We start from the raw sequence: 21,108 nt of genomic DNA, 5'->3' as shown, positions 1-21,108 counted from the left end.
TAGCGCGTTGCTCTCGAGGTTGTCGCGGTAACTGTGGGAGCGGCCTTGTGTCGCGAAAGGGCCGCATCGCGGCCCCCGGATTGATGCGCAACAGTTGAAATTGCTGGGGCTGCTTTGCAGCCCATTCGCGACACAAGGCCGCTCCCACAGAGATCGCGCCAACTTCTGGAATTTGAGCAAGACAGTTGCTCCCATAGATACGGCTCAGGCTTCACTGCGCGGCACCTGTGGATCGTGTATCCATGTGGTGAATAAAGTACGTGCACACTTTCGATTTCCATGGATAAAGGGAATTTTCCGATCATTGCCTGAACATATGTCACGAATGAGGACTGCCATGTTCAGCAAGACCTTGTGCCTTCTGGCGCTTCCCTTTGCCCTGGCGTTGCTTGCCGGTGCCGTGCTGCCGTTCCAGGCTGCGGGTAATGCCGCCGTAGGTCGGGCGCTGGGGCATTGGTTGTGGGGCGCGTTCACGTCATTGACGGTTAGTTCGCTGGTGGTGATCGTCGCGTTGCTGGTCCTGAGGGTGCCGGCGCCGGACATGGGCAAAGCCCTGCAGGGGCCCTGGTGGCTGTGGGTTGGCGGTGTGCTGGGGGCGCTGTACGTGGCCGGTGCCGCTGCGCTCACCCCCAGGCTGGGCGCAGCGGGTTTCCTGGTGCTGGTGGTGGCAGGGCAGATCATCACGGCGGTGGTCGCAGACCACTTCGGAGTGATGGGGCTGGGGGGCAAGCCGCTCAACCTGGCCAGGTTGGCAGGTGTGCTGCTGATCCTCTGCGGCGTGCTGCTGGTGCAGGGTACCTGGGCAGCAGGCACGCCGGCCAGTGCCACTGCTGTGGTGAAACAGCCGGAAGGCTGATCAGCGCCCCGGCTGGCTGCACGCCCACACGGTCTCCCGCAGCCAGCGATGCCCGGGGTCGTCGTCCTTGCGGCTGTGCCAGGCTTGCTGGTAATCGAACGAAGGAATCGCCAGTGGCGGCTCGAACCGGCGCAATGCCCTGTGCTGGTGCAGCGAGCCCACCGCGCGGCTGGCCACGGTCAGGATCAGGTCGGTACCGGCCAGCACATCCACCGCCGCACTCCAGTGCGGCAAGGCCAGGGCAATCCGCCGACGCAGGCCTTGCGCGGCCAGGGCGCGTTCGATTTCATCGAAGGCATCCGGCTGCATGGCCATCAGCACATGCGGACGGGCCAGCCAGTCGTCCAGGGCCAGGCCGCCGCTGGCCGGCAGCACCTGGCGGTCGGCAACGCTGATGAAGCTGTCGGTGAACAGCGGCTGTGCAGTGATGGCCAGGGGCAGGTCGGGGAAGATGCCCAGGGCCAGGTCCAGTTCACCATCGAGCAACTGCGCCAGCATGGTTTCGCGGCTGGCCTGGCTGATGGCCAGGTCCACCCCGGGCGCGACCTGGCGCAGATGGCGCAGCAGGGGTGGCAGGATGATCCGCGAGGAATAATCGGACAGCGAGAGCCTGAAGCGCCGCTGGGCCTTGGCCGGTTCGAACTGTGGGGCAGCCAGCAGGCCGTTGAGGTTGCCCAGGGCGTCGTGCAGCGGTTTGGCCAGCGATTGGGCGCGAGCGGTCAAGGCCATGCGGCCGTTCTGGCGCACCAGCAAGGGGTCGTCGAAGTGCTTGCGCAACTGCGCCAGGGCGTGGCTTACCGCCGGTTGGCTGCGGTGCAGGCGCAGGGCGGCGCGAGTCACGTGCTTTTCGGTCAGCAGGGCGTGCAGGGCGAGCAGCAGGTTGAGGTCGATCTTGCGTAATTCATCCATGGTGCGAATGGTCTTGGCCATCTCCTACGGTTTTGATCAGCTTAACAAATACCCAAAGCTGGCGCGGTCCCTGTAGGAGCGGCCTTGTGTCGCGATGGGCCGCGCAGCGGCCCCGACAAACTTTGCTCGAAGCTGAAAACCTGGGGCCGCTTCGCGCCCCATCGCGACACAAGGCCGCCCTACAAGGACCGTGTCAGTCGTTGGGGTTATACTCGCAACCCGTTTCATGGGGGTCCCTGCTGCAAGGGGTGCAGAAATCATCTGCATCCCGCCTGATTGTTCAACTTTTGCTGCCTGTTTAGCCTGACTCGAACACCCATCCAACAGGATTCGATCATGGCTACCCGCATCGTTCTCAACAGCACCGGCAGTGCCGATGTCATGCATCTTGAACACTTGCAAGCACAAGCCCCTGGGCCCGGCCAGGTCTGGCTGGAGCAGACGGCCATGGGGGTCAACCCGCTCGACTTGTTGCAGCGCAAGGGCGGCGCCCCTCTGGACCTGCCTTCCGGGCTGGGGCTGGAAGGGGCTGGGCGGGTCGCTGCCGTCGGCGAAGGGGTACATGACGTGCAGGTGGGTGACCGGGTCGCCTACGCCATGGGCCCGGTTGGCGGTTACGCCAGTGGCCGCCTGTACCCGGCCGAGCGTCTGGTCAAGCTGCCGCCTCAGCTGGATGACCAGGCCGCCGCCGCCGTGCTGTTCAAGGGCATCACCGCGCAGTACTTGCTGAAGACTACCTATGCCGTGGGCCCCGGTAGCCAGGTGCTGTTGTACGGTGCCGCCGGTGCCTTGGGCCAGCTGATGGCGCCCTGGGCGAGGCACCTGGGGGCGACGGTGATCGGCGTGGTATCACGCCCGCAGAGCGTGGCAAGGGCGCAGGCAGCGGGTTGCCACCATGTGCTGGTGTTCGACGCTACAACCTTGGCCGGCCAGGTCCGCGAGCTGACCCAGGGCCAGGGCGTGGACGTGGCCTATGACTGTGTCGGCAAGGTGTCGCTGCAAGCCTCGCTGGACAGCCTGCGGGTGCGTGGCTTGCTGGTGTCGTTTGGCGGCACCTCCGGCGCGCCGGCGGCCATCGAGGTTGCCACGCTCAACGCCAAGGGCTCGCTGTACCTGACCCGGCCGTCGCTGGCGGCACACACCCGCACGGTCGACGAGTACCAGCAGCGCGCCGACGATGTGCTGGCGGCGGTCGCGGAGGGTATCATCCAGCCTCGGGTCTGGCGTCGCTACCCGCTGGCCGAAGCGGCCAGGGCCCACGGGGACCTGGAGCAAGGGCTGTCGGAGGGCGCGCTAATCCTTACTGCCTGATCCCTGACCCACAGCCTTGTGCCGAGCCTTGCCATGGATGCCTTCGACAGCCGCCGCGCCGATGAACTTGCCACCTTGCTGGCGCTGCACGAACAGGGCTCGTTTGCCGCTGCCGGGCGCCAGTTGGAGCGCCATCCCACGGTGCTGTCCAAGCGCCTGAGTGCACTGGAGATGCGCCTTGGCATTCGCCTGGTGGAGCGCAGTACGCGGCAGTTGCGTTTCACCGATGAAGGCGAGCGGCTGGTGGCCAAGGTGCGCGAGGCCAACCGACTGATAGCAGAGGCCGAACAGGAAGCTGCCGAGGGGGCGGTGGCGGTACGCGGGCGCCTGCGCCTGGCGCTGCCGGCAGCCATGGGGCGGCGCTGGTTGAGCGCAGTGCTGGCTGATTTCGTGCTGGCCCACCCGCAGGTGATGGTGGAGGCCGAGTATGCCGATCGTTTCGTTGACCTGATCGGCGAGGGTTTCGACGCCGCCATCCGTATTGGCGAGCTGGCCGACAACCGCCTGGTGGCCAGAAAACTGTGCGATCATCGGCGCATCCTGTGTGCGTCGCCCGAATACCTGGCCCGGCATGGCGCACCTGTGCATCCGGAGGACCTTGCCGGGCATGACTGTTTGGGTTTCAGTGGTTTGCGAAGCTTTCCCGAATGGCGACTGATGAGTGGCGGGCAGCAGGTGAGTGTCAAGGTTGCCGGCAGCCTGCGCAGCAATGACAACGAAGCGCTGCTGGAGGCGGCGCGACGTGGCGTTGGCATCCTGGCGGGAGGGGACTGGCTGATGGGCGAGGACCTCGCCGCCGGGCGCTTGGTGCGGGTGCTGCCGCAATGGCAGCTGGATGTGGCGGCAGGCATTTACCTGGTACGGCCGACCGCGCGCCTCAACAGTGCTGCCCTGACGGCTTTCAAGGCATGGATGGAGGCACGCTTCGAGGCCGGTGCACCCTGGCGGCGATAGAATTGCACATAACTAATTGAATTGGCAGGGACCCTGTGGCAGCGGCTTTAGCCGCGAACACCGGCGTAGCCGGTGCCATGCACCACGTTGGATTCTTCGCGGCTAAAGCCGCTCCCACAGGGTACGCGGGCAATCGTTATCGTCTTGCTACAGCATGCTGCACGCACTGCTCGTAATAGGTCTGCTTGATCGCTGCCGGCTTGATCCGCGAACGGCTGTTGTAGGTCTGTTCGGTAATGCCGAAGGCGGTCATGCGCATCCACGGTTTGGGGAATTTGCGTGCCTGCAGCTTCTTGCGCGTGGCATACAGGGTTACCCCGGAAAGCTTGGCCTGCTGGGCCTCGGCGGCTATCTGCGCACCCCAGCCGCAGGTGTGGCGATCGTTCTGGCTCAGCGCCCGTGCCTGGGCGCCGAAAGCGAGCGTGGCCAGCAGGCAGCCGGCCATCGTTGCTAGAAGTACTCGCATGTTGCTGTCCTAAGCATCTGAAGGAAAACGAAGTTTGCCTTCACAAGCAGGCACTGGGGGCCAGCAATTTGCCGTCAGATCATGGTCGCTGACCATCGACTGGTGGCATGCAAGCCGAGAGAATAAATACCGCACTGCGAGTATGTGATCGTACAACTGCTTGCGCTATGATGAGCGCTGTCTTTCAAGGTGAAATACAGGGCAATGACAGAGCAGCAGGTACAGGCAAAGACCCGGCGCAAGCCGCGCAGTCTGGCCCAGGAACTGGTCACGGTGCTGACCGAGCGCATTCGCAGCGGCCAGCTCAAGCGCGGCGACAAGCTGCCGACCGAATCGCAGATCATGGCCGAAGAGGGAGTCAGCCGCACGGTGGTGCGTGAAGCGATCTCGCGGCTGCAGGCCGCCGGGCAGGTCGAGACCCGCCACGGCATTGGCACTTTCGTGCTGGACGCACCGGCTGCGGGTGGTTTCCGCATCGACCCGGCGACCGTGGTCACCCTGCGCGAAGTATTGGCGGTGCTGGAATTACGCATTGCCCTGGAGATCGAATCGGCGGGCCTGGCGGCGCAGCGGCGCAGCGATGAAGAGCTGGCCGGCATGCGTGCGGCGCTGGACGAACTCAACGAAGGGGCTGCCCACGCCACGGATGCGGTGTCGGCGGATTTCCAGTTCCACCTGCGCATTGCCCAGGCCAGCGGCAACCACTACTTCGCCGACATCCTCAACCACCTGGGCACCAGCATCATCCCGCGTACCCGGTTGAACTCGGCGCGGCTGGCCCATGATGACCAGGCGCACTACATGAGCCGGCTGATGCACGAGCACGAGGCGATCTATGAAGCCATCGCCCGGCGTGATGGCGAAGGGGCGAAGATGGCCATGCGCATGCACCTGAGCAATAGCCGGGAGCGCTTGCGCCAGGCGCATGAAGAGGCCGAGGCGCAGGGGGCCTGAGGCTTTCGTCGCCTGTACCGGCCTCTTCGCGGGCGCGCCTGCTCCCACAGGGATCACCTTGAGCTTGAGCCCTGTGGAGCCACAGCCAAAAGAAAAGCCCCGCCATGCGCGGGGCTTTCTGGTTTCAACGGGCGATCAGATCGCCCCGTCACTCCACTGCCCATTCACCAGCCGGCGCAGCCCCAGCGGGTTACCGTCGCGCAATGCCTCGGGCAACAGCGCCTGCGGGTAGTTCTGGTAGCACACCGGGCGCAGGAAGCGGTCGATGGCCAGGGTACCGACCGATGTACCGCGCGCATCCGATGTGGCCGGGTAAGGCCCGCCGTGCACCATCGCATCACACACCTCGACACCGGTCGGATAGCCATTGACCAGGATCCGCCCGACTTTCTCTTCCAGCAGCGGTACCAGCCAGGCGAAGGTCTGCAGGTCTTCCGGCTCGCCGATCAGGGTCGCGGTCAGCTGGCCGCGCAGGCCGAGCAGGGCGGCGCGCAACTGGTCGTTGTCCTGCACTTCCACGGCAACGGTGGTCGGGCCGAACACTTCTTCCTGCAGCAGCGGGTCAGATTCCACCAACAGGCGGGCATCGGCCTTGAACAGCTGGGCGCGCGCCTGGCTGCCTGCCTGCGCTTGGCCGGCCAGGTGCTCGATACCGGCATGGGCGTGCAGGTGCTCCAGGCCTCCGACGTAGCTGCGCAGGCCACCGGCATTGAGCATGGTCTGGCCGGCCTGCTGGCCCAGGTGCTGGCCAAGTTCGGTCAGCAGTTGGCTGTACTGCGGCGACTGCAGGCCGATCACCAGGCCCGGGTTGGTGCAAAACTGGCCCGCGCCCAGGCACACCGAACCGGCCAGCTCACGGGCGATGGCTTCGCCACGCTTGGCCAGGGCGCCCGGCAGGATGATCACCGGGTTGATGCTGGACATCTCGGCGAATACCGGGATCGGCTGCGGGCGCTCGGCGGCCATGCGGCACAGGGCGTCACCGCCTTTCAGCGAGCCGGTGAAACCGACGGCCTGGATAGCCGGGTGCTTGACCAGCCACTCGCCGACGCCGCCACCGAACACCATGTTGAACACGCCCTTGGGCATGCCGGTGCGCTCGGCGGCGCGCTGGATGGCACAACCGACCAGGTCGGCGGTGGCCATGTGGCCGCTGTGGGCCTTGAACACCACTGGGCAACCGGCAGCCAGGGCCGCAGCGGTATCGCCACCGGCGGTGGAGAAGGCCAACGGGAAATTGCTGGCGCCGAACACGGCCACCGGGCCGACGCCGATGCGCATCTGGCGCAGATCCACGCGCGGCAGGGGCTGGCGCTCGGGCAGGGCCAGGTCGATGCGAGCACCGAGGAAGTCACCACGGCGCAGCACCTGGGCGAACAAGCGCATCTGGCCGCTGGTGCGACCGCGCTCGCCCTGGATACGGGCAGGGGGCAGGGCGGTTTCACGGCAGACGATGGCGACGAAGGCGTCGTCCAGTTCGTCTATCTCGGCGGCAATGGCGTCGAGGAATTCGGCGCGCCGCGCCGGGGCCAGCTGGCGGAATTCGGCGAAGGCGGCGGCTGCGGCCTTGGCGGCCTGGTCCACCTCGCTTTCGGTGGCCTGGGCGAAGCTGTAGGGCAGGGCCTCGCCGGTGCTGGCGTCCAGGCTCTGCAGGCGCTGTGAGCCAGCGGCGCTGCGCTGGCCGGCGATGAAGTTGTGGCCGAGGATTTCAGGCATGGGGTGCTCCTCTAGAGAGTAGTGAAGGAAGAGAACGTGTTTGAGGCGTTTGCTCGGTCCCTGTGGGAGCGGGTTCACCCGCGAAGCAGGCAACTCGGTGTATGGCACCGGCTTTGCCGGTGTTCGCGGGTGAACCCGCTCCCACAGGGGCCGCGTTGCACTGTTGAATTGGGCAAGCCGTTGGCATCAGGTAATCGGTGCCGGGTTGAACAGGGTTATGTCGTTGTGCAAGCGATGCTGTTCGGCCCAGGTCTGCTTGCGACCGCTGGCAACGTCCAGGTAGTAGTGGAACAGTTCCCAGCCCAGCTCCTCGATGGTCGAGCGGCCGCTGGCGATGCGCCCGGCGTCGATGTCGATCAGGTCGGGCCAGCGCTGGGCCAGCTCGCTGCGGGTGCAAACCTTGACCACTGGCGCCATGGCCAGGCCGTACGGGGTGCCGCGACCGGTGGTGAACACATGCAGGTTCATGCCGGCAGCCAGTTGCAGGGTGCCGCAGACAAAGTCGCTGGCCGGGGTGGCGCAGAAGATCAGGCCTTTGCGGTTGACCCGTTCACCCGGGCCGAGCACGCCCTGGATAGCGCCGCTACCGGACTTGACGATCGAGCCCAGAGACTTCTCGACGATATTCGACAGGCCGCCCTTCTTGTTGCCCGGCGTGGTGTTGGCACTGCGGTCGGCGGCGCCTTGCTGCAGGTAGCGGTCGTACCAGTCCATTTCGCGTACCAGGGCGTCTGCGACCTGCTGGTTTTCCGCCCGCGAGGTGAGCATGTAGATGGCGTCGCGCACTTCGGTCACTTCAGAGAACAGCACGGTGGCGCCGGCGCGTAGCAGCAGGTCGGCGGCATAGCCCAGCGCCGGGTTGGCGGTGATGCCCGAGAAGGCATCGCTGCCGCCGCACTGCATACCCAGGATCAGTTCGCTGGCCGGCACGCTTTCGCGGCGGCGCTGGTCGAGTTTCTTCAGGCGGGTTTCGGCCAGTTCCATGATCTGTTCGATCATTTCCACAAAGCCCAGGCTGGCGTCCTGCAGGCGGTACAGCCACGGGTCGCTGAGGTCCACTGACGGGTCGTTGTCATGCATCACCTGGCTGGCCTGCAGCTTTTCGCAGCCCAGGCTGATAACCAGGGCTTCGCCGCCCAGGTTGGGGTTGCGCGCCAGGTTGCGCACCGTGCGGATCGGGATGTAGGCATCGCGCGCATTGATCGCCACGCCGCAGCCATAGCTGTGGGTGATGGCCACCACGTCATCGACATTGGGGTACTTGGGCAGCAACTCGCTGCGAATGCGCTTGACCGCATGCTCCAGCACGCCGGCCACGCACTGCACGGTGGTGGTGATGCCGAGGATGTTGCGGGTGCCGACGGTGCCGTCGGCGTTGCGGTAGCCTTCGAAGGTGAAGCCTTCGAGCGGCGGCAGCGGCTGCGGGACGGCGTCGCAGCGTGGCAGGCTGTCCAGCTCCGGCGCGGCCGGCATGGCCAGCTGGCTTTCCTGCACCCAGCTGCCCTGGCGCAGGTCTTCCAGCGCGTAACCGATGATCTGCCCGTAGCGGCGCACCGGTTGGCCCTTGGCGATGGCCACGGTGGCCACCTTGTGGCTCTGTGGCACGCCCTCGACCAGGGTCAGGCCGTCGGTGAAGCGGGCGCCTTCGCCCAGGCCGCCATCGTTGACCACCACCACGACATTGTCGTCATCGTGCAGGCGGACGTAGCGGGGCGAGTCGGAATGTTCGATCAACTGCATGTTCGGGCCCTACTTGTCAGGTTTCTCAGGCTTTTGTACATCCGCCCGCGGCGGGGGTGGCCGACGCGGGCGTGTTCACTCAGTGGTGCGAGCCGGCCAGTTTGCTGCCGGCCGCGGGCTCGGCGTCAGGCTTTGGGCTTTCACGCAGCTCGATGCGCTTGATCGGGCCAACAATCACCAGGTAGCTGAACACCGCTACCAGGGCGTTGGCGCCGACATACACCAGGGCCCACTTGAACGAACCCGTGGCGCTGATGATGTAGCCGATGACGATCGGCGTGGTGATCGAGGCGATGTTGCCGAAGGTGTTGAACAGCCCGCCCGACAGCCCGGCGATCTGCTTCGGCGAGGTGTCGGCGACCACCGCCCAGCCCAGTGCACCGATGCCTTTGCCGAAGAACGCCAGGGTCATGAAGCCGACCACCATCCACTCAGCGTCGACGTAGTTGCAGAACACCATGGTGGTCGACAGCAGCAGGCCGCAGACGATCGGCAGTTTGCGCGAGAAGGTCAGCGAGTTGCCGCGGCGCAACAGCCAGTCGGAGATCACCCCGCCCAGCACGCCACCGATGAAGCCGCAGACCGCCGGCAGCGAGGCGATGAAACCAGCCTTGAGGATGGTCATGCCGCGCTCTTGCACCAGGTACACCGGGAACCAGGTGAGGAAGAAGTAGGTGATGGCGTTGATGCAGTACTGGCCCAGGTACACGCCCAGCAGCATGCGGCTGGTCAGCAGTTGCTTGATGTAGCCCCATTTCGGGCCGTCGTTGCCGCGCTTCTGGTCCATGTCCACCAGGCCACCGTTCTGCTCGATGTGCTCGAGTTCGCCTGGGCTGATGCGTGGGTGTTGGCGCGGGTTGTAGATGGTCTTCAGCCATACCATGGAGAACACGATGCCCAGCGCGCCCATGACCACGAACACATGCTCCCAGCCGAAGCTGAACACGATCCAGCCCATGATCGGTGCGAACAGTGCGGTGGCGAAGTACTGCGCCGAGTTGAAAATGGCCGAGGCGGTGCCGCGTTCCTGGGTCGGGAACCAGGCCGCGACGATGCGCGCATTGCCCGGGAATGACGGGGCTTCGGCAAAACCGACCAGGAAGCGCAGGGTGAACAGGGTCACCACCGCCCAGGCAACCGGCAGGCCACCGACAAAGCCCTGCAGCAGGGTGAACAGCGACCAGGTGAAGATGCTGAAGGCGTAGACGTTCTTGGAACCGAAGCGGTCGAGCAGCCAGCCACCAGGAATCTGGCCAGCCACGTAGGCCCATCCGAAGGCGGAGAAGATGTAGCCGAGGGTCACGGCATCGATGCCGAGGTCTTTCTGCAGGCTGGAGCCCGCGATTGCAATGGTGGCGCGGTCAGCGTAGTTGATCGTGGTCACCAGGAACAGCATGAACAGGATCAGGTAGCGCACATGCGTCTTCTTCGTCGCTTGCATGCTGGAGTACTCCCACTATTTATTTTTGTGCGGGCTCACGAATTGTAACCGGAGTGGGGCTGGCCCACTCCGGGCGCGGCATCTGGCAGGCCGCGGGCGGCGCTTACTGCGGGCCCATCTTGTCCATCAGCGCGGCGAGTTGTTCGTACTCTTCGGCGGTGAGGTCGGTAAGCGGAGTCCGCACCGGGCCAGCGTCGTGACCGGCGATCCTGGCGCCGGCCTTGACGATGCTCACGGCGTAGCCGGCCTTGCGGTTGCGGATGTCCAGGTACGGCAGGAAGAAGTCGTCGATCAGCTTGGCCACGGTGGCGTGGTCGTCACGGGCGATGGCGTTGTAGAAGTCCATGGCGGTCTTCGGCACGAAGTTGAACACGGCGGAGGAGTACACCGGCACGCCCAGGGCCTTGTAGGCAGCAGCATACACCTCGGCGGTCGGCAGGCCACCCAGGTAGCTGAAGCGGTCGCCCAGGCGGCGACGGATCGACACCATCAGCTCGATATCACCCAGGCCGTCCTTGTAGCCGATCAGGTTCGGGCAGCGCTCGGCCAGTTTTTCCAGCAGGTCGGCGTTCAGGCGGCAGACGTTGCGGTTGTAGACGACTACGCCGATGTTCACTGATTTGCATACCGCTTCGACATGGGCGGCGACGCCTTCCTGGCTGGCTTCGGTCAGGTAGTGCGGCAGCAGCAGCAGGCCTTTGGCACCCAGGCGCTCGGCTTCTTGCGCGTATTCGATGGCCTGGCGAGTGGAGCCGCCGACGCCGGCGAGGATGGGGACCGACTTGGCGCAGGTGTCGACGGCGGTCTTGATCACCTGGCTGTATTCGCTGGCGGCCAGGGAGAAGAACTCACCGGTGCCGCCGGCGGCGAACAGGGCGCTGGCGCCGTAAGGGGCCAGCCATTCCAGGCGCTTGGCGTAGCCAGCGGGGTTGAAGTCGCCCTGGGCGTTGAAGTCGGTGACCGGGAAAGACAGCAGGCCGTGGGAGAGGATGGATTTGAGTTCTTGTGGAGTCATTGTTGTTGGCATCCTGTGGCGCTTGGGTGAAGGGTGTTGTTATGCGTTGGAGGTAAGTTATCGTACAACTTGTACGATGACTAGTCCCTTGGGGAGATTTTTTTGTGGAGGGGGGCAGAAGGAGTGTTGTGGCCTGTGCCGGCCTCTTCGCGGGTAAACCCGCTCCCACAGGTACCGTGGCGCGCTTAAAGATGCGGAGATTCCTGTGGGAGCGGGTTTACCCGCGAAGAGGCCGGCACAAGGAACAACAAGAGATGCCCGATACCCAGATGGCAGACCAGCTGCGATCAGTCATCGTATCTCTAGGCGGGGAAGAAAAAAGATCGCGGAGACAGGCACAAGCCCGCCGCCCGTTTCCACGGGAAGTGTTCTGGGACCAGCAGAGGGTGACCGGGAAAACGGGGGCGGCCTTGCGCCGCCCCGCGATCAAAGCAGAGGAAAGCTAGGGTCAGGCAGCGTGCTGGCGCTTGATTTGCGCCTTGCGTACCTGGGCTCGGCAAGCATCACCGAAAGCCTGGAAGATCTTGATCGAGTCCGGGTTCTTCGCCGCTTGCCACTCCGGGTGCCACTGCACGGCGAACAGGAACGGCGAAATGCTCGGGGCATGGATCGCCTCGACCAGGCCGTCTTCGGCATGGGCGATGGCCTCGATACCGGCACCGAGCTTGTGCAGCCCCTGGCCATGCAGCGAGTTGACGCGAATCTCGTCGGTACCCAGGGTGTCACGCAGCCAGCTGTCCGGCTTGATCTTCACGCCGTGTACCTGGGCGTATTGCACCTCGACCGGGTCTTCCGGGTTTTCCCGGTGGTCATTGAAGCCAGGCTCGGCGTACACCTTCTGGTAGATGTCGCCACCCAGGGCCACGTTGATTTCCTGCATGCCGCGGCAGATGCCGAAAATCGGCAGGCCACGCTTGATCGCGGCCTTGACCAGCGGAATGTCGAACAGGTCGCGGTTCTGGTCCTGGCCTTTGCCGGGGGTTTCGTTCTCCTGGCCGTACAGGGCCGGGTCGATGTTGCTGCCGGCGCCGGTCAGGTACACGCCGTCGGCCATGTCCAGATAGGTCTCGAGGTCCTCGATGCCGCAGCAGGTGGGCACCAGCACCGGGACGCAATCGGAGAACTCGACCAGCGGGGTGATGTATTTGTGGGTCATGACCTGGTAGTCATGGCCTTTTCGCTCTTGGCTGCCCATGGTCATCAGGACGACGGGTTTGCGCAGGGAGGGTTGCTTGTTGCCAATGTTGCTGTTGGACATATGTCACCTTGGGACAGGTTCGGCCTGTCGTTGTTGTGCAGGTGCACGGCGCGGGGCCATGGGTGCGACCTGTAGCCCCGAGCACTGCCGGCTCGTCGGAGGCGACGATTCCGGTCGGGGCTTGTAGATAGCTTGCCAGAGCCGTTCGATATGTCAAACGACGGAGCAGGGCTTGATGGCAGGGAATGCGCCGGTTTTTGGGGGCTGAAACCGATGCGGGCCTGTGGTGGCGTGGGTTTGGCGGGAGGTAAAGTCAATAATATTTAACGATGCAGTTGGGTCTTTGCAGCGGTGCAATGATGGTGTTGCCTGTTCCGGCCTCTTCGCGGGTAAACCCGCTCCCACAGGATTACCTTGGCCTTCAGGACCAATGATGAACCTGTGGGAGCGGGTTTACCCGCGAAGAGGTCGGAACAGGTCTCAGTGCAGTATCTGCGCCAGGAACCCCTTGGCCCGCTCGGTACGCGGCTGGTTGAAGAATACCTGTGGCGGGCTGTCTTCGATGATCTGCCCGCCCTCGAGGAACAACACCCGCTCGGCCACCTGGCGGGCAAAGCCCATTTCATGGGTGACGCAAAGCATGGTCATGCCGGTGCCGGCCAGTTGCACCAGCACATCCAGCACTTCGGCAACCATCTCCGGGTCAAGCGCCGAGGTGGGCTCGTCGAACAGCATGATGCGCGGCTTCATGCACAGCGCCCGGGCAATCGCCACGCGCTGCTGCTGACCGCCGGACAGCTGGCTGGGGTACTTGTGCGCCTGGCTTTCGATGCCGACCTTGCTCAGGTACATGCGCGCCCGCTCCTCGGCGTCCTTGCGCGACAGCCCGCGCACGCTGGTGGGGGCCAGCAGGCAGTTGTCGAGCACGCTCATGTGCGGGAACAGGTTGAAGTGCTGGAACACCATGCCGATGTCGCTGCGCACCTGCGCTGCTTCGCGGCTGGTGGCCGCCAGGTCGATGCCATCCACCTTGATGCTGCCCTGCTGGGCAACTTCCAGGCGGTTGATGCAACGGATCAGGGTCGACTTGCCGGAGCCGGACGGCCCGCACAGTACGATGCGTTCGCCTTCACGCACTTGCAGGTCGATGTTGCGCAGCACGTGGAACGCGCCGTAGTGCTTGTTCAGGCCCTCAATGCGGATCAGCACCGGGCGCAGGTCGGGTTCGGGGGCAAGGGTGGCAAGGCTCAGTGGTGCGGTCATCTTGTTGTTCTCCCGCAGGGGTTCAGTCGAAACGGGTCGCGCTGTAAGGCGCGGGGTCGGTGAAGGGGCGTTCGCCGGTGACCAGCTCGGCCACCAGCCGGCCGCTGACCGGGCCCAGGGTAAGGCCGTGGTGGGCGTGGCCGAAGTTGAACCACAGCCCCGGGTGGCGCGGCGCCGGGCCAATCACCGGGCGCATGTCGGGCAGGCACGGGCGGCGGCCCAGCCAGGGGGTGTCGTCCAGGCGCTCGCCCAGGGCCGGGAACAGCTTGCGCGCCAGGGCTTCGCAGCGGCCCAGCTGGATCTGGTTGCCAGGCGCGCTGCTGGCGTCGAACTCGATGCCGGTGGTCAGGCGCACGCCGCGGGCCATTGGCGCCAGCACGTAGCCGCCCTGGGTGTCACAGATGGAATGCTCCAGTTGCGCGCCGTCACGGGTGCTGTAGTGCATGTGGTAACCACGCTTGATCGCCAGCGGGATCTGGTAGCCCAGGCCGCTGAACAGGTCGGCCGATTGCGGGCCGAGGCAGGCCACCACCTCGTTGGCGGTAATCGGGCCGCGGCGGCTGTCCACCCGCCATTGGCCGTCGACCTGGCGCAGGCTGCGCGCATCGCCATGCAGGAACTGCCCGCCGCGCTGCGTGAACAGGGTGGCGTAGCCGCGGGTGAGGGCGCCGGGGTTGTTCACGGTCTTGGGGTCGAGCCAGTGGATGCCGCCGACCACGCTGGCGTCCAGCTGGTGCTCGCGGGCCTGCAACTGCCCGCATTCGAGGATTTCGAACTGCAGGCCATAACGGCTCAGGCCCTTGGCGTCGGCCTTGGCCTGCTCGAACAGCACCGGGTCACGGAACACTTCGATCCAGCCTTTGGCCTGCACCAGCCCTTCCAGGCCGGCAGCAGCGATGAATGCGTCGTGCTCCTCTACGCAGCGCTGCACCAGCGGCAGCATGTCGGCGGCGGCCCCGGCCAGGCGCCCGGGGGCCGACTGGCGCCAGTAGCGCCACAGCCAGGGTGCGGCCTTGGGCAAGTGCAGCAGGCTGTAGCGCACATCGGGTTGGCGGTTCAGGCCGTAGCGCAGCAGTGCGCCCAGTTGCCGGGGGAAGGCATAGGGGATGACGCTGGAGCGCTCGATCAGCCCGGCGTTGCCGTGGCTGGTGCCGCAGCCTGGTTCGTCGCGGTCGATCAGGATCACCTGGCGCCCGCGGGCCTGCAGGTGCAGCGCGGTGCTGACGCCGACGATGCCGGCGCCGAGGACAAGGGTCTGGCAATGCATGGAACGTATCCTTCGGTCAGTTCAGGTGGCGGCCCAGGCGGGCTTCCAGGTGTTTCAGCAGGCGCCGCACCAGTTCGACGATCAGCAGGTAGAGCACGGCGGCCCACAGGTAGATCTGGAAGTCGAAACTGCGCGAGAAGGCCAGTTTGGTTACGCCCATCAGGTCGTAGATGGTCACCAGCGAGGCGATCGCGCTGGCCTTGATCATCAGGATCAGTTCGTTGCCCAGCGGGCCGATGGCCACCAGCAGCGACTGCGGCAGGATCACCTTGAAGAAAGTGGTCGAGCGCTTCAGGTTCAGCGCCCGTGCCGCCTCATGTTGCCCGGGGGCGACGGCCATCAGGCTGCCGCGGAAGATCTCGGCCTGGTAGGCGGCGGTGTTCAGGGTGAACGCCAGCAAGGTGCAGAACCACGCCTCGCGGAAGAACCACCACAGGCCGACGTCCTGCCAGAAGCCCTTGAGCGAGCCCAGGCCGTAATACAGCAGGAACAGCTGGGCCAGCAGCGGCGAGCCGCGGAAGAAGTACACATAGCCGGCGGCCATGCGCTGCAGCAGCAGGCTGCGCGACATGCGCGCCAGGGCCAGCAACAGGCCGAGCACGGCACCCAGGCTGAAGGAAATCGCCACCAGCTTGGCGGTTACCAGCAGGCCATCGAGGAAGCGCGGGCCGTAGCGGTCGAGCAGGTCGGGGTCGAGGACCAGCGCCAGCAGTTGTTCGAAGCTCATGCGCGTGCTCCTTGCAGGTGGCGGTTGCTGCGCCGTTCGATGAAGGCGAACACACGCCCGGAAATGGCGGCGAACAGCAGGTAGCCCAGGCAGGCGACGCCATAGAAGAACATCGGCTCCTTGGTCACGCTGACCGCCAGGTTGGTCTGGCGCATCAGGTCGACCAGCGAGATGGTGGATACCAGCGAGGTGTCCTTGAGCAGCGACAGCCAGTTGTTGGACAGGCCGGGCAAGGCGATGCGGGTCAGTTGTGGCAGCAACACCTTGAAGAAGCCGGTGCGCTTGCTCAGGCCCAGCGCCGAGCAGGCTTCCAGCTGGCCCTTGGGCAGGGTCTTGAAGGCTGCCAGCCAGATCTCGCTGGAGAATGCGGCGAACACCAGGCTGAAGGCGATCATCGCGGCGAGGAAGGTGTTGATCAGGAACTCACCCTGGTAGCCCATGGCCGCGAGAATCTTCTGCGCAGCGATCTGGCAGCCGTAATAGATGATCAGCAGTGTCAGCAGTTCGGGCAGGCCACGGAACACGGTAGAGAAGGTGGTGGCCCAGGCCCGCGGCAAGCGCTTGCGCGAGCGTGCTGCAAGGGCGACCACCAGGCCCAGCGGCAGGCCGATGGGCAGGCAGGCCAGGGCCAGGGAAACGGTTACCAGCGCGCCGGCCAGCAGCGCCTGGCCCCAACCTCCACTGGCGAAGGACAGCAAGGACAATTGATCGAGCATGACAAACCCCTTGGGCGGGTAGGTGCGATCTCTGTGGGAGCGGCCTTGCGTCGCGAAAGGGCTGCGTAGCGGCCCCAGGATTCATGCAACTGCATAGATTGCCGGGGCCGCTGCGCGACCCTTTCGCGACGCAAGGCCGCTCCCACAGGGGGTGCGCAAAACTTCCTGAAGATCAGTTGTAGATATCGAAAGCGAAGTACTTGCTGGCGATCTTCTGGTAGGTGCCGTTGGCCACGATCTGCTGCAGCGCGGTGTTCAGGCGCTGGCGCAGGGCTTCGTCGTCCTTGCGCACGGCAATGGCGGCATCGGCCTTGGTGTTGGCCACATCGCCGAGGATCTTGCAGCAGTCCCCGCCGTTCTTGGTCATCCATTCGTTCAGGGGGAACTTGTCGGCGATAACACCGTCCAGGCGGCCCGCAGCCAGGTCGGCGTTGGCTTCGTCCATGGTCGGGTACAGCTTCACATCGGCACCGGCCTTGGCATAGACGTCTTCGGCGTAGATGGCCTGGGTGGAGGACGACTGGGCGCCAACGGTGTAGCCGTCGAAGTTGGTCTGGGCGTCGTTGATCTTGCTGTCCTTGGCCACGGCGACGGTCAGCGGGGTGCGGTAGTAGTGGTCGGTGAAGGCGATCTTCTTGCGCCGTTCTTCGGTGTTGATCATCGACGCGACCACTGCATCGTACTTGCGTGCCATCAGCGCCGGGATGATGCCCTCCCAGTCCTGGGCCACCAGCGTGCACTCGACCTTCATCTGCTCGCACAGGGCATGGGTGATGTCCACGTCGAAGCCGTGCAACTGGTTATTGGCATCGACATAGTTGAAGGGCGGGTAGGCGCCCTCGGTGGCGAAGCGCAGGGTTTCGGCACTGGCGGTACCCGACAGCAGCAGGGCACACGCACCCACCAAGGCCATGGTCTTGTTCATCTCGCACCTCATTGCACTCTTGCTATTGTTGTTTTCCCGTCGACCACGAGGTGTAGCCGACGAATTCGTTATGTAGAGCGGCAGTTGCTTCCAAGCGTTTTTCAACATCCGGTCCGAGCTTCTTGCAGACCTCGTTGACCATCAGGTGCACCCACGACAGCATGGTCGAGGTGGATTCCCAGAACAGGTTGAACTCGGTGGGGATGCGGAACACCTCGTCGGCGTTGGCATCGGCCCAGTCACAGAAGGGGTCGGTCACCAGGGTGACCGCAATGCCAGCCTCGCGCGCCTTCTGGCACAACAGCAGGGCATGGCGGGAATAACGGCGGGCCTCGAACACCACCAGGGCGCTGTCTTCGGCGCGGCCCAGCAATACTTCGCCAAAGTGCCCGGCGCTGATATCGACCAGCTGCACGCCATCGCGCAGATACTGCAGCAGGTGGCTCATGCACATGGCGATGCCGCGCTCGGTCTGGAAGCCGGCAATGAACACCCGCCGTTTGCTCGCCAGGCGCTGGGCGACACTGTGCCAGGCGCTGCCCTGGCGATACTCGTGCACGCGCACCAGGGCGGCTATTTCCAGCTCCAGGCTGCCGGCGTTGTCGCTGGCGTCCTGGTTCTGGCGGTAATCTTGCAAGCGGTCGCCCACCAGCCACGGGCCATCGCCCAGGTCGTTCTGCAGGTCTTGCTTCAACGCCTTGAGATGGGCATAACCCAATGAGCGGCAGAAACGGCCGACGCTGGATTCGCTGACGCCCAGCTTGACGGCAATGCTGGCCGAGGTCTGGAACGGCAGTTCATGCAGGTTGGCGAGCATGTAGCTGGCGATCTTGCGGCCCGAAGCAGCGGCCCCTTCGAGGCTGTTTTCCAGGCGTTGCTTGATCGGTTGGCTCATGCTGCTGCTCCAGGGGTAAGGCTTGCGAAAGAAAATGGCTGTTTTCTGTCATCAAGTCAACATTTGACAGATAGCTGTCACATGCCGGAAAGTTTTTGTCGTTGCAACGCTGTAGCCATTCCAATTCCAACAAGGAGCTTCAGATGTCCGCACCTTCCACCAGCACCGTCGTGCGCGTGCCTTTTACCGAGCTGCAGGGCCTGTTGCAGACCATCTTCCAGCGCCATGGCTGCAGCGAAAGCGTGGCCCGGGTACTGGCCCACAACTGCGCCAGCGCCCAGCGCGATGGTGCCCATAGCCATGGGGTGTTCCGCATGCCCGGCTATGTTTCGACATTGGCCAGCGGTTGGGTCGATGGCCAGGCCACGCCGAAGGTCAGCGACGTGGCGCCCGGTTATGTTCGCGTCGATGCCGCAGGCGGCTTCGCCCAGCCGGCGCTGGCAGCGGCCCGTGAACTTCTGGTGGCGAAGGCGCGCAACGCCGGTATCGCCGTACTGGCGATCCACAACTCGCACCATTTCGCCGCGCTGTGGCCGGATGTGGAACCATTCGCCGACGAAGGCCTGGTAGCCCTGAGCGTGGTCAACAGCATGACCTGCGTGGTGCCGCATGGCGCCCGCAAGCCGTTGTTCGGCACCAACCCCATCGCCTTTGCCGCGCCCTGCGCCGAACATGACCCGATCGTCTTCGACATGGCCACCAGCGCCATGGCCCATGGCGACGTGCAGATTGCCGCGCGCGCTGGCCAGCAGTTGCCAGAGGGCATGGGGGTGGATGCCAATGGTGAGCCGACCACCGACCCCAAGGCGATTCTGGAAGGTGGCGCCTTGCTGCCATTTGGCGGGCACAAGGGCTCGGCCTTGTCGATGATGGTGGAGTTGCTGGCGGCGGCATTGACCGGCGGGCATTTCTCCTGGGAGTTCGACTGGTCGGGGCACCCGGGGGCGAAGACGCCATGGACCGGGCAGCTGATCATCGTCATCGACCCGAGCAAGGCCGAGGGCGAGCGGTTTGCCCAGCGCAGCCGCGAGCTGGTCGAGCAGATGCAGGCGGTGGGGCTGACGCGCATGCCGGGCGAGCGGCGTTACCGCGAGCGCGAGGTGGCCGAGGAGGAGGGGGTGGCGTTGACCGAGCAGGAGTTGCAAGGTCTGAAGGAGTTGCTTGGCTGACCCGGCCTCTTCGCGGGTGAACCCGCTCCCACAGGTACTGCGCAGGTTTCAAGGGCAGTGATATCCCTGTGGGAGCGGGTTCACCCGCGAAGAGGCCCGCATTGGCAAACTCATCTTCAGCCATGCAATGTTGCATAGACAACCTTGCACAATAGTTGATGTTCCTGAGCCCGCACTCCGGGTATGCTCAGGGCTGCCTTTTCGAACTGTCCTGATCCAAGGAGCTGCACGCTGTGTTCAAACATGTCGATGCCTATGCCGGCGACCCGATCCTCTCGTTGATGGAAACCTTCAAGGCCGACCCGCGCGCCGACAAGGTCAACCTGAGTATCGGCCTGTACTACGATGAGGCCGGCGTGGTGCCGCAACTGGTGGCTGTGGATGCGGTGGAAAAACGCATCGCCGGCCAGGACCACGAAGCCTCGCTGTACCTGCCGATGGAAGGCCTGGCCAGCTACCGCCAGGCGATCCAGGCGCTGCTGTTCGGTGCCGATCACCCGGCCGTGACCGGCGGGCGCGTGGCCACCGTGCAGACCGTGGGCGGTTCCGGCGCTCTCAAGGTCGGTGCCGACTTCCTCAAACGCTACTTCCCGCAGTCGGAAGTCTGGGTCAGCAACCCGACCTGGGACAACCACCGCGCCATCTTCGAAGGCGCCGGCTTCAAGGTGCATACCTACCCGTATTTCGACCAGGCCACCCGTGGCGTGGACTTCGACGGCATGCTGGCCACCCTGCAGACTCTGCCGGCCAACAGCGTGGTGCTGCTGCACCCGTGCTGCCACAACCCCACCGGCGCCGACCTGGAACAGCACCAGTGGCAACAGGTGGTTGAAGTGGTCAAGGCACGCCAGCTGATCCCGTTCCTCGACATCGCCTACCAGGGCTTCGCCGAGGGCCTGGTGGAAGACGCCTACGCCATCCGCGAAATGGCCCGTGCCGGCGTGCCGTGCCTGGTCAGCAACTCGTTCTCGAAGATCTTCTCGCTGTACGGCGAGCGGGTCGGCGGCCTGTCGGTGGTCTGCGACGATGACGCCACCGCGCAGAGCGTGCTCGGCCAGCTCAAGGCTACCGTACGCCGCAACTACTCCAGCCCGCCCAACTTCGGTGCCCAGCTGGTCGCTGGCGTGCTCGGCGATGCCACCCTCAATGCCCAGTGGGCCGAGGAAGTCGAAGTGATGCGCAAGCGTATCCTCGACATGCGCCAGGCGCTGGTCGATGCGCTGGCCGTGCTGCTGCCAGGCCAGGACTTCCAGTTCTTCCTGCGCCAGCGCGGCATGTTCAGCTACACCGGCTTCAGCGTCGAGCAGGTGCGCCGCCTACGTGACGAGTTCGGCGTGTACCTGATCGACAGCGGCCGCGTATGCATGTCCGGCCTGCGCCCGGCCAACCTGCAACGGGTTGCCGAAGCCTTCGCCGCCGTCCAGAAGTAACACCGCACGGGGCCGCGTCCATGGGGCCGCGGCCTTCTATAGGAGCGGCCTTGTGTCGCGAAAGGGCCGCAAAGCGGCCCCGGCAATATTCGCGGCGAAGCTGCAAACGTTGGGAGCGCTGCGCACCCCTTTCGCGACACCAGGCCGCTCCTACAT

At 64.9% G+C, this 21,108-nt stretch carries 19 protein-coding genes; 6 read left to right on the top strand and 13 right to left on the bottom strand.

Going from position 1 to position 21,108, the window contains the following annotated elements:
* Positions 1-337 precede the first annotated feature (337 nt).
* Positions 338-856, top strand: coding sequence for a DMT family transporter (locus R9B85_RS01810; RefSeq protein ID WP_112252601.1), 519 nt, complete (start codon positions 338-340; stop codon positions 854-856).
* On the opposite strand, the gene R9B85_RS01805 is transcribed toward R9B85_RS01810, so the two are convergent.
* A complete protein-coding gene (locus tag R9B85_RS01805; protein WP_112253231.1) occupies positions 857-1,765 on the bottom strand; it encodes a LysR family transcriptional regulator in 909 nt (302 codons plus the stop codon).
* A gap of 336 nt (positions 1,766-2,101) precedes the next feature.
* Here R9B85_RS01805 and R9B85_RS01800 point away from each other — a divergent pair, with 336 nt between their 5' ends.
* Both R9B85_RS01800 and R9B85_RS01795 read left to right on the top strand, forming a co-directional pair.
* On the top strand, positions 2,102-3,076 hold the full coding sequence (locus R9B85_RS01800; protein WP_112252600.1) for a quinone oxidoreductase family protein: 975 nt from the start codon (positions 2,102-2,104) through the stop codon (positions 3,074-3,076).
* Positions 3,077-3,109: 33 nt separating this feature from the next.
* Positions 3,110-4,030, top strand: a complete 921-nt coding sequence (locus R9B85_RS01795) for a LysR family transcriptional regulator (RefSeq protein WP_112252599.1) — start codon at positions 3,110-3,112, stop codon at positions 4,028-4,030.
* 136 nt (positions 4,031-4,166) lie between these two features.
* On the opposite strand, the gene R9B85_RS01790 is transcribed toward R9B85_RS01795, so the two are convergent.
* The gene (locus R9B85_RS01790) at positions 4,167-4,496 is read right to left on the bottom strand and encodes a hypothetical protein (RefSeq protein WP_112252598.1); all 330 of its coding nucleotides are present in this window, start codon (positions 4,494-4,496) and stop codon (positions 4,167-4,169) included.
* A 204-nt stretch (positions 4,497-4,700) separates the two neighbouring features.
* Between R9B85_RS01790 and R9B85_RS01785 the strand changes: the two genes are divergently transcribed.
* Positions 4,701-5,450, top strand: coding sequence for a FadR/GntR family transcriptional regulator (locus R9B85_RS01785; RefSeq protein WP_112252597.1), 750 nt, complete (start codon positions 4,701-4,703; stop codon positions 5,448-5,450).
* Positions 5,451-5,585: 135 nt separating this feature from the next.
* Here R9B85_RS01785 and R9B85_RS01780 read toward each other — a convergent pair whose 3' ends face one another.
* From R9B85_RS01780 to R9B85_RS01730, 11 genes are all read right to left on the bottom strand, one after another.
* The gene (locus R9B85_RS01780; protein ID WP_112252596.1) at positions 5,586-7,166 is read right to left on the bottom strand and encodes an aldehyde dehydrogenase (NADP(+)); all 1,581 of its coding nucleotides are present in this window, start codon (positions 7,164-7,166) and stop codon (positions 5,586-5,588) included.
* A 186-nt stretch (positions 7,167-7,352) separates the two neighbouring features.
* Positions 7,353-8,906 (bottom strand): galactarate dehydratase, encoded by a 1,554-nt coding sequence (gene garD, locus R9B85_RS01775; protein WP_423770766.1) that lies wholly within the window; start codon positions 8,904-8,906, stop codon positions 7,353-7,355.
* Between the two features lie 79 nt (positions 8,907-8,985).
* Positions 8,986-10,347, bottom strand: a complete 1,362-nt coding sequence (locus tag R9B85_RS01770; protein ID WP_112252594.1) for an MFS transporter — start codon at positions 10,345-10,347, stop codon at positions 8,986-8,988.
* Positions 10,348-10,450: 103 nt separating this feature from the next.
* Entirely contained in the window at positions 10,451-11,362 is a 912-nt protein-coding gene (gene kdgD, locus R9B85_RS01765) for a 5-dehydro-4-deoxyglucarate dehydratase (RefSeq protein WP_112252593.1), read from the bottom strand.
* 448 nt (positions 11,363-11,810) lie between these two features.
* A complete protein-coding gene (locus R9B85_RS01760) occupies positions 11,811-12,620 on the bottom strand; it encodes a gamma-glutamyl-gamma-aminobutyrate hydrolase family protein (protein WP_015270696.1) in 810 nt (269 codons plus the stop codon).
* A gap of 420 nt (positions 12,621-13,040) precedes the next feature.
* On the bottom strand, positions 13,041-13,823 hold the full coding sequence (locus tag R9B85_RS01755; RefSeq protein WP_286675479.1) for an amino acid ABC transporter ATP-binding protein: 783 nt from the start codon (positions 13,821-13,823) through the stop codon (positions 13,041-13,043).
* A 22-nt stretch (positions 13,824-13,845) separates the two neighbouring features.
* Positions 13,846-15,090 carry an NAD(P)/FAD-dependent oxidoreductase gene (locus R9B85_RS01750; RefSeq protein WP_112252590.1) on the bottom strand — a complete coding sequence of 415 codons (1,245 nt, stop codon included), beginning with the start codon at positions 15,088-15,090 and terminating at the stop codon, positions 13,846-13,848.
* Positions 15,091-15,106: 16 nt separating this feature from the next.
* On the bottom strand, positions 15,107-15,817 hold the full coding sequence (locus R9B85_RS01745) for an ABC transporter permease (protein WP_025338833.1): 711 nt from the start codon (positions 15,815-15,817) through the stop codon (positions 15,107-15,109).
* A complete protein-coding gene (locus tag R9B85_RS01740; protein ID WP_004376260.1) occupies positions 15,814-16,533 on the bottom strand; it encodes an ABC transporter permease in 720 nt (239 codons plus the stop codon). Before R9B85_RS01740 ends, R9B85_RS01745 begins: the two co-directional genes overlap by 4 nt.
* Before the next feature lie 172 nt (positions 16,534-16,705).
* Entirely contained in the window at positions 16,706-17,458 is a 753-nt protein-coding gene (locus R9B85_RS01735) for a transporter substrate-binding domain-containing protein (RefSeq protein WP_112252589.1), read from the bottom strand.
* 22 nt (positions 17,459-17,480) lie between these two features.
* Positions 17,481-18,353 (bottom strand): MurR/RpiR family transcriptional regulator, encoded by an 873-nt coding sequence (locus tag R9B85_RS01730; RefSeq protein WP_112252588.1) that lies wholly within the window; start codon positions 18,351-18,353, stop codon positions 17,481-17,483.
* A 143-nt stretch (positions 18,354-18,496) separates the two neighbouring features.
* Between R9B85_RS01730 and R9B85_RS01725 the strand changes: the two genes are divergently transcribed.
* Positions 18,497-19,522: an Ldh family oxidoreductase gene (locus R9B85_RS01725; RefSeq protein WP_112252587.1), complete on the top strand. Its 1,026-nt coding sequence runs from the start codon at positions 18,497-18,499 to the stop codon at positions 19,520-19,522.
* 233 nt (positions 19,523-19,755) lie between these two features.
* The gene (locus R9B85_RS01720; protein WP_375149470.1) at positions 19,756-20,952 is read left to right on the top strand and encodes an aromatic amino acid transaminase; all 1,197 of its coding nucleotides are present in this window, start codon (positions 19,756-19,758) and stop codon (positions 20,950-20,952) included.
* Positions 20,953-21,108 lie beyond the last annotated feature (156 nt).

Source organism: Pseudomonas sp. NLJ1, assembly GCF_049486705.1.
Lineage (GTDB): Bacteria > Pseudomonadota > Gammaproteobacteria > Pseudomonadales > Pseudomonadaceae > Aquipseudomonas > Aquipseudomonas inefficax.
This window is presented reverse-complemented; position numbering and strand designations above follow the sequence as displayed.

Excerpts from the sequence above, each read along its gene's own strand:
- R9B85_RS01805 (WP_112253231.1), bottom strand. The coding sequence starts at position 1,765 with ATGGATGAATTACGCAAGATCGACCTCAACCTGCTGCTCGCCCTGCAC.
- R9B85_RS01785 (WP_112252597.1), top strand. The coding sequence starts at position 4,701 with ATGACAGAGCAGCAGGTACAGGCAAAGACCCGGCGCAAGCCGCGCAGT.
- R9B85_RS01770 (WP_112252594.1), bottom strand. The coding sequence starts at position 10,347 with ATGCAAGCGACGAAGAAGACGCATGTGCGCTACCTGATCCTGTTCATG.
- R9B85_RS01750 (WP_112252590.1), bottom strand. The coding sequence starts at position 15,090 with ATGCATTGCCAGACCCTTGTCCTCGGCGCCGGCATCGTCGGCGTCAGC.
- R9B85_RS01790 (WP_112252598.1), bottom strand. The coding sequence starts at position 4,496 with ATGCGAGTACTTCTAGCAACGATGGCCGGCTGCCTGCTGGCCACGCTC.
- R9B85_RS01810 (WP_112252601.1), top strand. The coding sequence starts at position 338 with ATGTTCAGCAAGACCTTGTGCCTTCTGGCGCTTCCCTTTGCCCTGGCG.
- R9B85_RS01740 (WP_004376260.1), bottom strand. The coding sequence starts at position 16,533 with ATGCTCGATCAATTGTCCTTGCTGTCCTTCGCCAGTGGAGGTTGGGGC.
- garD (WP_423770766.1), bottom strand. The coding sequence starts at position 8,906 with ATGCAGTTGATCGAACATTCCGACTCGCCCCGCTACGTCCGCCTGCAC.
- R9B85_RS01795 (WP_112252599.1), top strand. The coding sequence starts at position 3,110 with ATGGATGCCTTCGACAGCCGCCGCGCCGATGAACTTGCCACCTTGCTG.
- kdgD (WP_112252593.1), bottom strand. The coding sequence starts at position 11,362 with ATGACTCCACAAGAACTCAAATCCATCCTCTCCCACGGCCTGCTGTCT.
- R9B85_RS01755 (WP_286675479.1), bottom strand. The coding sequence starts at position 13,823 with ATGACCGCACCACTGAGCCTTGCCACCCTTGCCCCCGAACCCGACCTG.
- R9B85_RS01725 (WP_112252587.1), top strand. The coding sequence starts at position 18,497 with ATGTCCGCACCTTCCACCAGCACCGTCGTGCGCGTGCCTTTTACCGAG.
- R9B85_RS01780 (WP_112252596.1), bottom strand. The coding sequence starts at position 7,166 with ATGCCTGAAATCCTCGGCCACAACTTCATCGCCGGCCAGCGCAGCGCC.
- R9B85_RS01730 (WP_112252588.1), bottom strand. The coding sequence starts at position 18,353 with ATGAGCCAACCGATCAAGCAACGCCTGGAAAACAGCCTCGAAGGGGCC.
- R9B85_RS01760 (WP_015270696.1), bottom strand. The coding sequence starts at position 12,620 with ATGTCCAACAGCAACATTGGCAACAAGCAACCCTCCCTGCGCAAACCC.
- R9B85_RS01735 (WP_112252589.1), bottom strand. The coding sequence starts at position 17,458 with ATGAACAAGACCATGGCCTTGGTGGGTGCGTGTGCCCTGCTGCTGTCG.
- R9B85_RS01745 (WP_025338833.1), bottom strand. The coding sequence starts at position 15,817 with ATGAGCTTCGAACAACTGCTGGCGCTGGTCCTCGACCCCGACCTGCTC.
- R9B85_RS01800 (WP_112252600.1), top strand. The coding sequence starts at position 2,102 with ATGGCTACCCGCATCGTTCTCAACAGCACCGGCAGTGCCGATGTCATG.